The organism is Chlorobium sp., from assembly GCF_036528655.1.
Taxonomy (GTDB): domain Bacteria; phylum Bacteroidota; class Chlorobiia; order Chlorobiales; family Chlorobiaceae; genus Chlorobium.
In genome coordinates this window covers 1-14,881 of the sequence record NZ_JAIGND010000033.1, presented here as the reverse complement: position 1 = coordinate 14,881, position 14,881 = coordinate 1, and the positions used below count along the sequence as shown (strand labels likewise).

The following is a 14,881-nucleotide window of genomic DNA, read 5'->3' as shown; positions in this document are numbered from 1 at the left end:
TCCTGCCTGCAGTTCCGGTGCAGTAACCCCGCTCCGCATCACCATCTGATCGGAACGATTCTGAAAAAACTGCATGACAGGCAACTCGCCTCTTCTGCGCTCTTATAGCACTCATCCAGCCCTAACGACGCTCATACTTGACATTACCGCATACTCTATATAACAAAGCCAAAAGAATAAACGTTCACAACCCTTTGTGTCCGGACATATACGAACCTGCTCGCTCAACGATAAAACGTATTGCCGGTTTCGGGCTGTTTCAGTGCCGATGGCAAGGATAAAGGTTTGCGGAAGTCTTGTACCGGCATTGTGGTCCGCTGGGAAAATTCCGAAATCCGTCTCCGGCTGTTTTCCGTGGAGAGCGATGACGGGATAGCATTGCCAGGGGAATAATTTTTTTCAGAAATGCGGATTTCTTTCGGAAATGAGCTCGGATATAATCTTTGTGTACAGGTTAAAGGCATCACGCCCTTCCTGGGTGATCCTGTAGACGGTTTGAGGTCTGCGTGCCTGAAACCCCTTTTTGAAGCTGACATACCTTGCGCTCTCAAGCATTTTCATGTGAATGCTCAGATTACCGTCCGTAGCCTTGATCTTGTCCCTGATTTCAACAAAAGACGCCTGATTGACCGTATTAAGATATGAAAGCACGGGAAACCGTATTCTTGAATGAATAACCTTGTCGAGCAACTGGTGGTTGAAATCATCCGTGCTCCGGTCTTCAGGACTGACGGCTGATTCCGGCTTCTTCAGGGCCTCTGTCTCTCCGATCTGTTCGATCTGCTTGTGAATTGTGATATCCGACAAGACAATCCGGCACTCGCTCGTGTCTTCACTGAGAACGGCTTCCATACGGATGGTTCGACGAGGACCCGTCACTGTTCCGCTCGAAGGAGATTGTTCGAACACCGGTTGCGAGGGCTGATCATGCATAAGCCTGACCTCGCAGTACCAGGGATCCCTCTTGCTGAAAACCCTGTCGAGAAACGCATTGAAAACAGGAAGGTCCTCTTCCAAAACAAATCTTCCCAAACGATCGCCATTCAGAAGAGAACGTTCCAGACCTATTATTTTGGCGCCGGTCAGGTTTACTTCGATTATGGTACCGTTCCGGGACAGAGTCAGATAGCCCAGTGGCGCGAAATCATAGAATTGTGTATAGCGCTCCATTCCTTTTGCTGCTTCCGCTTTTGATTGAAGCAGCTCATCCTGCTGCATCTCAAGCTCGATCTTGTGAATCTCAAGTTCATGAATGAGATGCTGCATTTCATAATAGGAAGGAGACCTGTCGGGTTGGTTCTGCCGTACCGACTCGAGGCGTTTTTCGGCTTTTCTGCGCAATGCGGAAAAACCCGGCTCATGTTTGCTTTTATCGTTCATTAATGGTGCGTCTGTTTACAGCATTGGGGGGAATAGAAGAAGGACTGTCATGATTTCTGCAGGACACGCAATCCGATTCTATCCGGTTATACCCGATTGTCTCGAAAACCACCGCCAGACACTCCATACCGTCCTGGCTTGCAACCGCGTCGATTCGGATCGTCTGACCGCGCATGCTTGCCGCAGTCATGGGAACTGAAAAATGAGAAATTGAATCATTCAGGAGCCTGACCGCACACGAGCACTTCTCTCTCCGGCTGAATACCCTTTCGAGCAGATCGTTGAACAGCGGCAGATCTTCAGAAACCACAAACCGGCCGAAACGATCGCCCTTCAGCAGAAGTCTGTCTACGCCAAGAATCCTGGATGCCGTCAGATTTGTTTCGAAAATGGAACCGTCCCTGGCAAGCCTCAGATAACCGACGGGAGCGAAATCAAAAAGCCCGGCATACCGGTCGAGCTTCTCCGTAAGTTCCTCTCTCAACTGAACAAGCGCATCATTCTGCAGTTCAAGCTCGATCTTTTGCAGCGCCATTTTATGGATGATGCGATGCATTTCTTCAGGTGAAGATACATAATTTCCGTTGTCATGCCGGCTGACGGTACGTTTTTTTTCACCATCCATGTACATTAACGACGAAAATGCCGATAAATCCCTATTCTTTTTCATGCCGGGTAATCCTGTTCAAGAAATTTCACATTCCGGAATGAAAGCCATGGCGTCCATCGTGCGGATATTGTGCTCAATTACTTTATGCAACAAAGTTGACGCCCGGAACGTTCACCGCCAAGGGCGAATACAAAATATGGAAGTGACGCAGAGCCGTTACTGTCGCAAAAAGATGCCGTAAACCGGCGGTGTTGAGATGTTGCGGCTCAAGCCCTGCCGGAAATATCGCTTCAGACGATAAGCAAAGAGAAAACTCAGGAGCGTTAGCAGAAACAGGAAATCAAATATCCGAACAGCTCAGCGCATCTATGATATGCCCTCAAGGCAGGCTTCCTGAATTTCAAAAAACGTGGTATAGACCTGACAGGGATTGTCGGATCCCACCATTGGCCGGCGCGATGCGCTGACTCTGATCCATCTGATTTTCCGGTTATCGGGATGAACCACGCCCATGACCACCCCGGAAACCCTTTGGGCCGAGCGTAACGCGATCAATGCCGGATGTTCTTCCGGAGGAAAAACCGAACCATCTTCACGAACAAGCTTCCATCGAAGTTCAGTTACGCTTTTGCCCTGCATTTCCGGGATCGGGATTCCGGTAATTCGCTCCGCTTCCGGATTGGCCATAACAATTTTCCCGTCCGAATCCAGAAGCATGATGCCGACAGGCATGGTATTGATCAGAAACAGAAAACTCCGCTCACTTTCCAGAAGCTTCCGCTCCAGGTTTTTGGCAACGCTGATGTCGTTGAACGTCAGCACCAGACCGTCAATGCGGTTTTCCTGGGTACGGTAGGGCATAATCCTTACCGTAAACCAGCGCCCGTCGCTTGCCGAAACCTGCTTTTCACTGAACACGAGGGAATTAAGCACCTCGCGCGCATCGTCAGCCAGTTCAGGATAGTGCATATCGGTAACAATATCGGTAATCGGCCGGCCGATATCCGACGCAATCAGTTTGATAATACCGACCGTACGGTTGGTGAACCTGCGGATATTGAGTTCGTCATCGAGAAAAAGCGTTGCAATATCGGTGCTGTTCAACAGGTTTTTCATGTCATTGCTGGCCAGGGTAAGATCACTCACCTTCGCTTGCAGTTCCTGGTTGACGGTCTGCAGTTCCTCGTTCAGCGACTGCATCTCCTCTTTGGAAGTAGTCAGCTCCTCATTGGTGCTCTGCAACTCTTCATTGGCCGACTGCATCTCTTCATTCGACGATTTCAGCTCTTCCTCGGTAGTCTGCATCTCTTCCCGAAGGGCAAGTATCTCATCCCTCGCCTGCCGGAGATCTTCTTCAAGCGATCCGGGCCTTCTTTCGCCTGCATCCCCGGGTGCGATTGAACCTCCCTCGGCAACAGCTGACCTGTTTCCGGCCACATCAGAAAAAACAATCAGGACCATCCCTTTCAGGGATTCCGGCTTTTCAACAAGTTTAACCGTGAGATCGAAGATCTGTGATCCTCCGTTGGTACCGACGCTCAAGCCGGTTTTGACGATCTCCCCTTTCTGCCGGAGCACACGACCGAAAAGAAGACTCAGCTCGTAGCGAAGCCCTTCCCTTGCCATCGCAAAAACATTAAGGTTGGCCTTTCCTGCTGCTGGCTCCAGGTACTTTCCGGTCCGCCCGCTGATATAGATGATATCCCCCTGATCGGTCGTAAGCACCGCTGCCGGAGCAAAATGCCGGAGTATAAGCTGTTCGGTCAGAGACTGGAGGTTTATTCCGGAAATTGCAGCAGGAAACCGTCTTTCGGGCAATTCCGGAAAATCCTTATGTGAAGGCGCAAACGATGCGGGAAAATCGACATTCATCGACCTGACTGACTGAGGATGATGGCGAAAAAGACGAAACTTGCTGTCAATCGGTTCGAACAGATGTGCATTGGTGCCTACAGTTTCGGCACTGCCAAGGAAAAGCGTTCCGCCGGGATTAAGACTGTAATGAAACAAAAGCAGCAGTTTTTTCTGGAGTTCCTGCTCCATGTAGATCAGCAGATTGCGGCATACGATAATATCAAGTTTGGTGAAAGGCGGATCCATAATGACATTGTGAGGCGCAAAAACGATGGTTTCGCGAATCTCTCTCGTTATCCTGTAACCCCGATCATCCTTTTCAAAGAAACGCCTGATGCGCTGAGGAGAAACATCGGCCGAAATATTAGGAGGAAAAATTCCTGATCGGGCTTTCTCTATGGCATCCCTGTCCAGATCGGTTGCGAAAATCTGAAGTCTGAAATTACCGGAAGGCTTGCAAGAAGCAAAAACTTCGCGGAAAACAATAGCCAGAGAATATGCCTCCTCGCCGGTCGAACAGCCTGCCACCCAGGCCCTTATGACGCCGCCGGAATGACGGGAGGCGAGAATGGAAGGAATTACCAGCGTCTGCAGAGCATCCCATGCGTCAGGATCGCGGAAGAAACTGGTGACTCCGATCAGCAATTCCTTGAAAAGCAGCTCGATTTCATGCGGATTCTCCTGAAGATACCTTACGTAATCGGATATCTTTTCAATCTGATGAATACCCATCCGCCGTTCTATACGGCGGTATATCGTGTTTTTCTTGTAATAAGAAAAATCATGGCCGGTTTGCGTTCGCAGAAGAATGACGATTTTTTCCAGAGAACTCGACGACCTCTCTTTTTGAGCAATTGTATGCCCGGCGATAACGGGAATATGTTTGAGATAAGCAATAATCTGTGCCGGAAGTTCCTCTACGTGAGCCACAACATCTGCAAGTCCTTCATCGATTGCGCTGCGGGGCATGCCGTCGAACTTCGCGGATACGGGATCCTGTACAAAAACTCCGCCTCCTTTCTCCTTGATTGCCCGGAGGCCGAGTGTTCCGTCGGAACCCATACCGGAGAGAATCACGCCGACAGCATGATGCTGAAGATCGTCTGCCATTGAACGGAAAAAGAAGTCGATCGGCAATCTCAGACCCCGTGGCCTGACCATATCAAGCAGATGGAGCACCCCGTGAAGAATCGTCATATCATGGTTGGGAGGAATGACATAGACGTGATCCGGCTCTATTTCGAGACGATCGGAAACCTGGCAGACAGGCATTGCCGTAACCCGCTGCAGCAACTCGACCATGATTCCCTTGTGGGTCGGATCGAGATGCTGAACGATGACAAACGCCATGCCGGAAGAAGGAGGCACATGCTGCAGAAAAAGCTCGATCGCCTCGAGTCCTCCGGCAGAAGCGCCTATACCGATAACAGGAAATGAGACTCCCTCGCCCCTCTTTTCAGGATTGTGCGCAGACTCTTTTTCCGGAAGCCGGACAGATGAAGATTTTTTCATTATAAACTCCTGTCGTGAACGATGTCACCCCGAATCGCGTCCGGTACGGCATCCCCGTTACGCTCCGATTCAAAACATTCCATATTGCGTTTCAAGTTACCTCTTTTTGCTCAATGAAGCGACCTCGCCTTACTTTTCAGCAGGACTGCCGAAAAAACGAATGCGTAAATAAAACAGATTCCTTCCACACCTCCCACTGTGCGGCATTTCCGCAAAGCCTGCATGAAAGAAATAATACACACGATCGGCGTTTTTTTGAAAAACCGGATGGAAGAGATTGTTATATTACGGCATTATCTGATATTACAATCATCTAAACACATGACGAACCATGGCAGCTGAAGAACTCAACAAACCTGCGGCAAAACCCGCTCCCTCTGCCGATACGGCAAGCAATGTCGGTAACGGCGATATGGCAAGCCTGATAGGCAACATGGGAATCCTGATCGACTCCACCATTGAATCCGTGCAGGGCATGATCACTACGGTCACCAATGCTACAGGCCAGATCATCGAAGGTGTGAACTCCACCATCAATTCCGAACCGGTCAAAAAAATAATCGATAACGTGAACTCGGTTTCCGGGCAGCTTATCGAAGGCGTGACGGCAACCCTTAAATCCGAACAGGTACAGTCATCAGTCCAGGAGATAGGGAAGCTTTGGAAAAATCTGCTGGAGAGCCTCAACACAACGGTCAGTTCCGTCAACGCCACAGTAAGTTCCGGGCAGGTTCAGAATCTTTTCGAGAATGTGAGCGCAGGTCTCGGGCAGCTTGCCGGCAGCCTGTTCTCTCCCGGCATGTATCCCGGCGGCGGCGAAGAGACGCACAAAAAAGAAGTGAAGCAGATACCGTTCTCACAAAAAGCTGCAAGCACGAAGGATGCGGCATCAAAGGCTCCGGAAGCAACGGCTGCATCAAAGGCCCCCGAAACACCCGCCGTTCCGGCCAGGCCCTCTGTACGGTAAAACGTGAGAACTTTTTGATACCCCTGGTCGTTCGTCTTCAATCAGGGGTATTGGTTCAATGCTCTCTGATAAAGACACAGAAAGCCATACTCCCCTACACCCCTAAAAACGGACTTCAGTGCAGACCATTGAGACCAACGGCACTCTTTCCGCAAAAAAAACATCAGGAAAGATCAGATATCATGTACTTATAGCCGACGATGACGAAACTTCCAGAAGAGTGATGAGTCATTTTGTCAGCAAGATGGGATATATCCCTCATACAGCCGTAGACGGTATGGATTGCATCCGTATACTCGAAGAGTCCGATGAGGATATGCACGTCCTCCTGCTCGACATCTCCATGCCGGTCAAAGACGGTTTCGAAGTCATGAGCTACCTCAAGGCAAATCATTTCGACTTTCCGGTCATCATGGTTACGGCCTCCAACGAAATCCCGTTAGCCGTCAAATGCATCAAAATGGGAGCGTTCGAATATTTAACCAAGCCTGTAAGCATGGACAGGCTGGAAATCGTTCTGAGAAATGCCCTGGCAGAATCGAATCTGCAGAACGAGGTCATCAAGCTGCAGAAAGAACTCAAAAGCAAAGAGGTATTCCATCACATCATCGGCAAAAGCGAGGCTCTGCGCGATGCCATGGAACAGGCCATGATGGTCATGGAAACCGATCTGAACGTGCTTATTCTCGGAGAAAGCGGCACAGGCAAAGAACTGTTCGCACAATCGATCCATAACGGAAGCAGACGAAAGAAAGGGCCTTTCGTATCGGTGAACTGCGCGGCCATATCCAACGATCTTGCAGACAGTCTGCTCTTCGGTCATGTAAAAGGATCTTTTACCGGAGCGAATAACGACCATACAGGTTTTTTTGAACAGGCTGACAAAGGCACCATTTTTCTCGATGAAATCGGCGATATGAATGCCGATATACAGGCTAAAGTGCTTCGTGCGCTGCAGGAGAGAAAAATCCGCAAAGTCGGAGAAAAAACCGAAAGATCGGTTGACTTCAGGGTCATATCGGCAACGAACAGGGATTTCTCGCAAGCCATAATGAACAACCTGTTCCGTGAAGATCTTTATTTCCGGCTTGAAGAGTTTCCGCTCTGCATACCGCCTCTTCGCGACAGAAGCGACGATATTCTGCTTCTTGCCAAACATTTTCTCTCTGAATTCGCCAGCGCAAACAACCTTGATTCGCTGGAATTCAGTGAAGATGCAAAGGCGTCTCTTCTTGACTATACCTGGCCGGGAAACATACGCGAACTGAAAAACGCCGTTCAGCGGGCCGCGGTAACGAGGAAAAGCAACGTCATAGAGATGCTTCCGGCTCCGCGTATTCATGGCAACAGCCCTTCAATACCGGCAAGGCATAACCAGGAATCGGCTGAATCGGCTAAAACGCCCTCGGATCTTTTCTCCCTTGACGATCATGAACGCGAGGCGATCGTCAAAGCCTACGGCCTGTCGAGGGGGAACCTCACAAAAACCGCAAAAATGCTTGGGATCGGCAGAGCGACGCTATACCGGAAACTCGACAAATTCAGCCTTCAGCACCTGAAAAACGGATGATGGCGGGGTTCCTCACAAAAACGCCGGCTCACGGTATCGAGCCTTTTCCCGTATGACCGAATCCGCCCTCTCCCCGGCCTGACGGTGCAAGCTCCTTCACTTCCGAAAATGCCACGCGCTCTACTTTGGCAACCACCATCTGGGCGATCCTGTCTCCATGAACAACGCTGAAGGGTTCCTTGCCGTAATTCACCAGAATGACCTTCACTTCCCCACGGTAATCGGCATCGATGGTTGCCGGAGTATTCGGCAGTGAAATCATATGCCTCAGAGCCAGACCGCTGCGCGGCCTCAACTGAGCCTCGTAGCCCAGCGGCAGTTCGATGCACAATCCTGTCGGAACAAGTGCCGTCGAGAAAGGTTCAAGATTCACCGGGGCGTCCAGACATGCCGATATATCCATGCCTGCGGCATGTTCGGTTGCATATACCGGCAGAATCGCGTTTTTGTTTACTCTGACAATTTTTACTTTAAGCATCGATAGTAATGTTTCCTTATTGGCAGAACATACCTGCAGACGAGCGGAGGCATGAACCATTCTGAATTGGCAGACAATTTAACCTTCAAAAAGATAGCATTGTGGAACATTCATCCGAAAACGTCTATGCGCTGGCGTTCGGAGCACATCCGGACGATGTTGAACTCTCCTGCGGAGCGACGCTGCTCAAAATCATCCGGGAGGGACGCAGCGCAGCCGTCTGCGACCTGACAAAAGGAGAACTCGGCACGCTCGGATCGGCAGCAACAAGAAAAAGGGAATCCGAAGATGCTCGAGACGTGATGGGCTATTCCGCGCGCGTCCGGCTCGATCTTGGCGACGGCAAACTCTGGTACAACGAAAAAAACCTGCATGCCGTCATCGGCGTCATCCGCCGCTTCAGGCCGACAGTGGTGTTTGCGAACCCACCCGAAGAGAGGCATCCCGATCATATTAAAGCCTCAAGGCTGATTGCCGATGCCGTCTATTACGCCGGACTGAAGCAGCTCGTCACCCTGGACGATACAGGCAAAGCCCAGGAACCCCATCGTCCCCCGCATCTTTTTCACTACCTGCAGTTCAGGCATATAGAACCGGACATCATCGTCGATGTCAGCGATACGTTCCAGGCCTCCAGAGCCGGCGTCCTCGCGTTCGGCTCGCAGTTCTACAGGGAAGGCTCCGAACCCCGGACGCTGATCAACCGGAAGGAGTTCCTGACCGGTCTGGAAGCGAGAGCCCGGTATTTCGGAGAACAGATCGGCACGATGTACGGCGAAGGATTGCTGACGACCGGAACGCCGGGAATCAGGAACTTTACCGGTCTGTTCGCCTGACAGGGGAAACCTTACCGGTAATCGTTATTCGGCTTGTGGCGCCCCCGAAGATACTTGTCGGCATAGAGCGCAGCCTGGCATCCTTCGGCTGCCACGATGACTGCCTGCTTTATCTCCTTGCAGAGCATGTCTCCCGCCGCAAAAACTCCCGGAGATGATGTCGCGAATTCGCGGTTGACCTTAAGACATCCGCACTGCGAAATATCGAGGCGCCCTCCAATAAAATCGAGCACCGGTGCCGAACCGCTTATATAGATGAAAAGCCCGTCAACCGGCAGAGGACGTTCGACGCCCTCGAGCGTCACCGACTCCAGCTCTTTATCGCCGTTCACCGCAGCGATTCTGGTGTGATAGCGAATATCCACATTTTCTTCGTTCAGCAGCACCGCAGACTCTTCCTCCGAAACGGATAATTTTGCTGCAGGACAGAGCACAATGACCTTCGCGGCAAGACGGCTCAGAACCAGCGCCTCTTCTACGGTCTCCCTGTTTTTGCCATACACAGCTACCTCTTTTCCCCGGTAAAACGCAGCGTCGCAGGTAGCGCAGTAGCTTACTCCCATGCCGACAAGCCGCTTTTCGCCCGGTATCTCGCTGCTTTTACCCATGGCGCCGGTGGCGAGGATCAGTGTACCGGCACGAAAGAACTTTCCGGAAACCGTGAATACGCTCTTTTCTTCTCCGTCGGGATCGATCGCCGTAACCTTGTCGCGCAGGTACTCCGCACCGAACGACACTGCCTGATGCTTCATCAGCTCAAGCAGTTCCATGCCGCTCACGGCATCGGGTACACCCGGATAATTGGCAATCAGATGCGCCATGCCCAGAGCGCCTGCATGAGGATCCTTATCGATGACAAGGGTTTTCAGACCCGCTCTTGATGTATAGAGCGCTGATGACGATCCTGCCGGTCCGCCGCCGATAACGATAACGTCGTAGAGATCGTTCTGCATGAGGCATTTGGTTTTGAATGAAGGATAGTTTCTCTAAATTCTTATGCTATAATCGTCTTTACATATGCGCAACTCCTTACAGCTGCAAAACATGCGAAAAACAGTCATCTCTTTGCTTCTTCTTCTGCTCTGCGTTACGGGGTTGTACGGGTGCGGGCAACAAAGCGGCAACTCCCGCAGCAACCATATCGCTGTGGGTATCTCCGCCGATTTCGATTACCTCAACCCCCTGCTCATACAGCTCTCTCTTTCACGAGAAGTCTGCACGCACATCTATCCGACGCTGGTAAAACCGGAATATAATGAAGAAAAAGGTGAGATAACCTACAAGCCATCGTCGGCAAAAAGCTGGGATTTTTCTGCCGACGGAAAAAAAGCGACGTTCCATCTGCGCGCCGATGCCGTATGGGAAGACGGAAAAAAGGTAACTTCCCGTGACTTCAAATTCTCCTACAGCCTGTATAAAAACCCAAAAATCGCCAGTTCCCGCCAGGACTATCTCGACGACCTGCTCCTGCTGCCGGACGGCACCGCTGATATTGAACGTGCCGTTGAAACGCCTGACGACTCGACGCTGGTGCTGCATTTCAACAAACCGCTGGCAAAGGAAATCGTTCTCGACCATTTCAACGACCTGATGCCTGTCGCCAGACATGTGTTCACGGCGATTCCTGCCGACGAAATAAGAAGCAGGGCTGCCGAACTGCCCATCGTCGGCGCCGGACCATTCAGAGTGAAGGAATGGAAGCGACAGGAAAAACTGGTACTGGTTTCCAGCGAGTCCTCAGTGCTGCCGCATCCGGCAGTTACCGGAACCATAACCTTTCTCGTTATACCGGAATATACGACGAGGCTTGCCATGCTGAAATCGGAGCAGATCGACGCGCTTATTTCCGCCGGAGGCATCACCCCGAGGGACGCCGTCGAACTGAAAACCACGAACCCGGAGATCGCCATCAAACCGGTACGCAACCGCTACTTCGACAGCGTGGTATGGCTGAACATCGACGGTGAGCAGTACCGCAGCTCGCGAACCATCGCATCGAACCGCTTTTTCGGCGATGCCGCGGTACGTCGGGCAATGACTTATGCCATCGACCGCGAATCCATCATCGACGGCTTCATGGGTCCGGACCACGCCGTCATCGTCAATACCTCTCTCTCACCCGCATATTCGGCAATAACCAACCGATCCATGGAGCCTTTTGCCTATAACCCGGCAAAAGCGAGGGAACTGCTCAAAGCCGCAGGCTGGAGCGCCGGACCGGACGGCATCCTGCAGAAAAACGGCGTCAGGTTCTCCTTCGAACTTGCAGCCCCTGTCGGCAATCCCCGCAGAAACTATGCCGCCACAATCATCCAGCAGAACCTGAGGGATATCGGTATCGAATGCCGGCTGAGATTCGATGAAAGCCTGATTTTCAATAAAAACCAGAACGAATTCCGCTACGATGCCGCGCTATCCGGACTTGCCGCGGAGACACTGCCGTTCCAGCTTATCATCTGGGGCAGCGATTTTGCCAACAGACCATTCAACTCTTCCGCTTTCCGGAATGCCGAACTCGACAGGGTCATAGCCGAACTCAGCGGGCCGCTCGATGGCGCGAGGCAGGCAACCCTCTGGAAAACCTACCAGCAGATCCTGAACGATGAACAGCCGAGGACATTCCTTTACTATTACGATGAACTCGAAGGGTTCGGCGGACGAATGAAAAACGTCGAGGTCAACCTGCTCTCGACGCTCTACAACGTCTATGACTGGAAGCTGAAACCCTGATCCGAGGGAGAACCGGCAGACATTTGCCGGCCTGTTCTATTTTCTTATATTCAACCACATTCTATCGCACACGATGCGCAATTGACAACAAGCCAAATCATTTTTTTATGCCCCGTTATACTCCGGAACAGCTTGCAAGGCGAAACGCATCCCCCTGGACGAAATCACAGGCCATTCTAGCCCCTGTCCAGTTCCTGATTTTTCTTGCAGGACTCACCGTTACATGGCTCTATAAAGAAGGTATCTGGATCGAAGACTTCGCATGGGTCACCTTTTTCGTGACCGTTAAAACTTTCATGCTCTTCCTGATTTTCATCACCGGCGCTTTTTTCGAAAAAGAAGTTTTCGGCGCGTATGCGTTCGCTCCGGAATTTTTCTGGGAAGATTTCGGCAGCGCCATCGCCATGATCGTGCATATCGCCTATTTCGTTCTCTTTTTTCAGGGTCTCGACGAAAATTTCCTGATCTGGACGGCACTGCTTGCCTACCTGAGCTACCTTGTCAATGCCGCCCAGTTCGTCATCCGTCTGCTGCTCGAAAAGCATAACGAGAAAAAACTCAAACAGCAGCAGATGGCCTGAACCACATCCGGATATGATGAAATCAAAAGCGATTGTTTTCAGCGGCGTTCAGCAGGTTTCCCTTGCAGAGGTGACCCTCAGGCCGCTTTCCTCGACCGACGTGCTCGTTGAAACCTACTGGTCCTCCATAAGCACAGGCACCGAAAAAATGGCCTATAACGGCCTTATCCCGTCGCCCCCCTTTATCTATCCCTTCATTCCCGGCTATGAAACCGTGGGAAAGATCATCGATGCAGGCGACCATGTCAACCAGAACCTGATCGGAAAGTTCGCCTATGTGGCCGGGTCATTCGGCTACAGCGACGTCAACGCCGCTTTCGGCGGCGCATCGCAGTTCATCGCATGCCCGGTTGACAGCATCACCATTCTCGACGCCATAGCCAACCCGCAATGTGGTATCGCGCTGCCGCTCGGAGCCACGGCGCTGCATATCGTCGATCTGGCAAACGTGAAAAACAGGAAAGTACTGATACTCGGCCAGGGTGCCGTAGGCATTCTCGCTGCGGAACTGGCCCGCCATATGGGCGCGAAACTCGTTGCCGCCACCGAACCGCATCAGAACAGACTGAAATACTCCCCTGCCGACCTGAAGGTCAACCCTGAAACGGAAGATGTTTCGGCCGCGCTGGCCGGACATGAATTCGATGTCCTGATCGACAGTACCGGTATTATGAGCGCCATCGATACCGGCTTACGTTTTCTTAAATTTCACGGCACAGTGATTTTCGGGGGATATTACCAGCGAATCAACATCGATTACTCCCAGGCTTTTCAGAAAGAGCTTTCGTTTATTGCGGCTCGACAGTGGGCTAAAGGCGATCTCGAACGGGTGCGCGACCTCATTGCCGCAAAAAAGCTGAACGCCGAAAAAATTTTCACTCACCAGTGTCATGTCGATGAAAACATCACGTCAATCTACATGCAGGCATTCAGCGATCCGGACTGCCTGAAGATGATACTGCACTGGAAACCGGAAGCCGAAGAGCAGAAAACAGCCTGTTACATGGCCGGCAATATCTGAGGAGCATCATGGCAGCAAAAACCATTGCTATCTACGGCAAGGGCGGAATTGGAAAAAGCTTTACCACAACAAACCTCAGCGCCACCTTTGCGATGATGGACAAGAAGGTGCTGCAGCTCGGCTGCGACCCCAAACACGACTCCACGACATCGCTTTTCGGCGGCATATCCCTGCCGACCGTCACGGATGTATTCGCACAAAAAAATGCAGAAAACGAGCAGGTCAGGATCAGCGACATCGTTTTCCGACGCGACATACCCGGTTTTTCTCAACCGATCTACGGCATCGAGCTCGGCGGCCCGCAGGTAGGGCGCGGCTGCGGCGGACGCGGTATCATTTCGGGATTCGACGTACTTGAAAAGCTCGGTATTTTCAGATGGAATATCGACATCATTCTCATGGACTTTCTCGGCGACGTGGTATGCGGCGGATTTGCAACCCCCCTTGCCCGCTCCCTCAGTGAAGAGGTGATTCTGGTCACGAGCAACGACCGGCAATCCATCTTCACGGCCAACAATATCTGTCAGGCCAACAACTACTTCAAAACCGTAGGGGGACAGTCGCGACTGCTCGGCATGATAGTCAACAGGGATGACGGTTCCGGCGTAGCTGAAAAATATGCGGCGGCCGCAGGCATTACGGTGCTCATGAAAGTCCCTTACAACACCGAGGCTCGCGACAGGGACGACAGTTTCGATTTTGCCGTCGGACTGCCCGAAATCGGTAAACTGTACCGGAATCTCGCTACCGATATTCTCGAACACCGCATAAAACCATGTGAAGCCAGGGGCCTTGATTTTGAAGAATTCATCCGCCTGTTCGGGGACGTAAGCGATGATGATCCGGTACCGGCAACGGAAGACGAGCTTTTCGGAAAGCCGGTCAATAAGCCATCAGTCAGAATACCGTCAGAATCCCCGTCTCCCGAAGACCGAAAGCTGGAGGATTGCCTTGGACGTCTGCCCGAAGCAGAACAGCAGGCCTACCGTATGTCGGAACACGAACGACTTACAGAAACCGCTATTGCTGAAGCCCTGCATATCGATGAACAGGAGGTCAAAGCTCTGCTCTTCTCGGCACGCCGACAGCTCAGGAAACTGTTTTTCGATACATAACCTCCGTCGAAGCATAACGGAGACAACGTCGCCATCAACATTAAAAGCCTCATGTCCGGCATAAGTACCGAACATGAGGCTTTCATGTTTCACGCAGCCCTCCTGAGTTGTGCCATTAGTGCGAAAGTTCGGAACCCAAGAGTTTACCGAGCACGCTGCCAGCAAATTCATCGGTATCCATCTGCATCACGTGAACCTCGCCGGTTTGTTCATCACGGATGTGGGCT

12 protein-coding genes are annotated in these 14,881 nt (G+C 51.6%); 7 read left to right on the top strand and 5 right to left on the bottom strand.

Translation table 11 applies throughout. The annotated features are described in order from the left end of the window. Nucleotides 1-399: 399 nt before the first annotated feature. The 3 genes from K4305_RS09780 to K4305_RS09770 form a co-directional block, all read right to left on the bottom strand. A complete protein-coding gene (locus K4305_RS09780) occupies nt 400-1,380 on the bottom strand; it encodes a transcriptional regulator (protein WP_331562240.1) in 981 nt (326 codons plus the stop codon). Further along, nucleotides 1,370-2,050: a PAS domain-containing protein gene (locus K4305_RS09775; protein WP_331562239.1), complete on the bottom strand. Its 681-nt coding sequence runs from the start codon at nt 2,048-2,050 to the stop codon at nt 1,370-1,372. The genes K4305_RS09780 and K4305_RS09775 overlap by 11 nt, the downstream gene beginning before the upstream one ends. Nucleotides 2,051-2,356: 306 nt before the next feature. Continuing rightward, nucleotides 2,357-5,356 (bottom strand): chemotaxis protein CheB, encoded by a 3,000-nt coding sequence (locus K4305_RS09770; RefSeq protein WP_331562238.1) that lies wholly within the window; start codon nt 5,354-5,356, stop codon nt 2,357-2,359. Between the two features lie 331 nt (nt 5,357-5,687). Here K4305_RS09770 and csmH point away from each other — a divergent pair, with 331 nt between their 5' ends. Together csmH and K4305_RS09760 are read left to right on the top strand one after the other, a co-directional pair. Then, nucleotides 5,688-6,323 (top strand): chlorosome envelope protein H, encoded by a 636-nt coding sequence (gene csmH / locus K4305_RS09765; protein ID WP_331562237.1) that lies wholly within the window; start codon nt 5,688-5,690, stop codon nt 6,321-6,323. Between the two features lie 127 nt (nt 6,324-6,450). Next, nucleotides 6,451-7,893 carry a sigma-54-dependent transcriptional regulator gene (locus K4305_RS09760; RefSeq protein ID WP_331562328.1) on the top strand — a complete coding sequence of 481 codons (1,443 nt, stop codon included), beginning with the start codon at nt 6,451-6,453 and terminating at the stop codon, nt 7,891-7,893. 28 nt (nt 7,894-7,921) lie between these two features. Here K4305_RS09760 and dut read toward each other — a convergent pair whose 3' ends face one another. Continuing rightward, complete coding sequence (dut, locus tag K4305_RS09755; protein WP_331562236.1) at nt 7,922-8,371, bottom strand: dUTP diphosphatase; 450 nt, start codon at nt 8,369-8,371, stop codon at nt 7,922-7,924. 101 nt (nt 8,372-8,472) lie between these two features. Between dut and bshB1 the strand changes: the two genes are divergently transcribed. Further along, a complete protein-coding gene (gene bshB1 / locus K4305_RS09750; RefSeq protein WP_331562235.1) occupies nt 8,473-9,207 on the top strand; it encodes a bacillithiol biosynthesis deacetylase BshB1 in 735 nt (244 codons plus the stop codon). Between the two features lie 11 nt (nt 9,208-9,218). Here bshB1 and K4305_RS09745 read toward each other — a convergent pair whose 3' ends face one another. Then, complete coding sequence (locus K4305_RS09745) at nt 9,219-10,160, bottom strand: NAD(P)/FAD-dependent oxidoreductase (RefSeq protein WP_331562234.1); 942 nt, start codon at nt 10,158-10,160, stop codon at nt 9,219-9,221. Nucleotides 10,161-10,251: 91 nt separating this feature from the next. Here K4305_RS09745 and K4305_RS09740 point away from each other — a divergent pair, with 91 nt between their 5' ends. The 4 genes from K4305_RS09740 to K4305_RS09725 all read left to right on the top strand — a co-directional run bounded on the left by K4305_RS09740 (nt 10,252) and on the right by K4305_RS09725 (nt 14,654). Next, nucleotides 10,252-11,937 (top strand): ABC transporter substrate-binding protein, encoded by a 1,686-nt coding sequence (locus K4305_RS09740; RefSeq protein WP_331562233.1) that lies wholly within the window; start codon nt 10,252-10,254, stop codon nt 11,935-11,937. Between the two features lie 107 nt (nt 11,938-12,044). Further along, on the top strand, nt 12,045-12,518 hold the full coding sequence (bchF, locus tag K4305_RS09735; RefSeq protein WP_331562232.1) for a 2-vinyl bacteriochlorophyllide hydratase: 474 nt from the start codon (nt 12,045-12,047) through the stop codon (nt 12,516-12,518). Between the two features lie 16 nt (nt 12,519-12,534). Further along, on the top strand, nt 12,535-13,539 hold the full coding sequence (gene bchC, locus K4305_RS09730) for a chlorophyll synthesis pathway protein BchC (protein ID WP_331562327.1): 1,005 nt from the start codon (nt 12,535-12,537) through the stop codon (nt 13,537-13,539). An 8-nt stretch (nt 13,540-13,547) separates the two neighbouring features. Beyond that, a complete protein-coding gene (locus K4305_RS09725) occupies nt 13,548-14,654 on the top strand; it encodes a chlorophyllide a reductase iron protein subunit X (RefSeq protein ID WP_331562231.1) in 1,107 nt (368 codons plus the stop codon). The last annotated feature ends 227 nt before the right edge of the window (nt 14,655-14,881 follow it).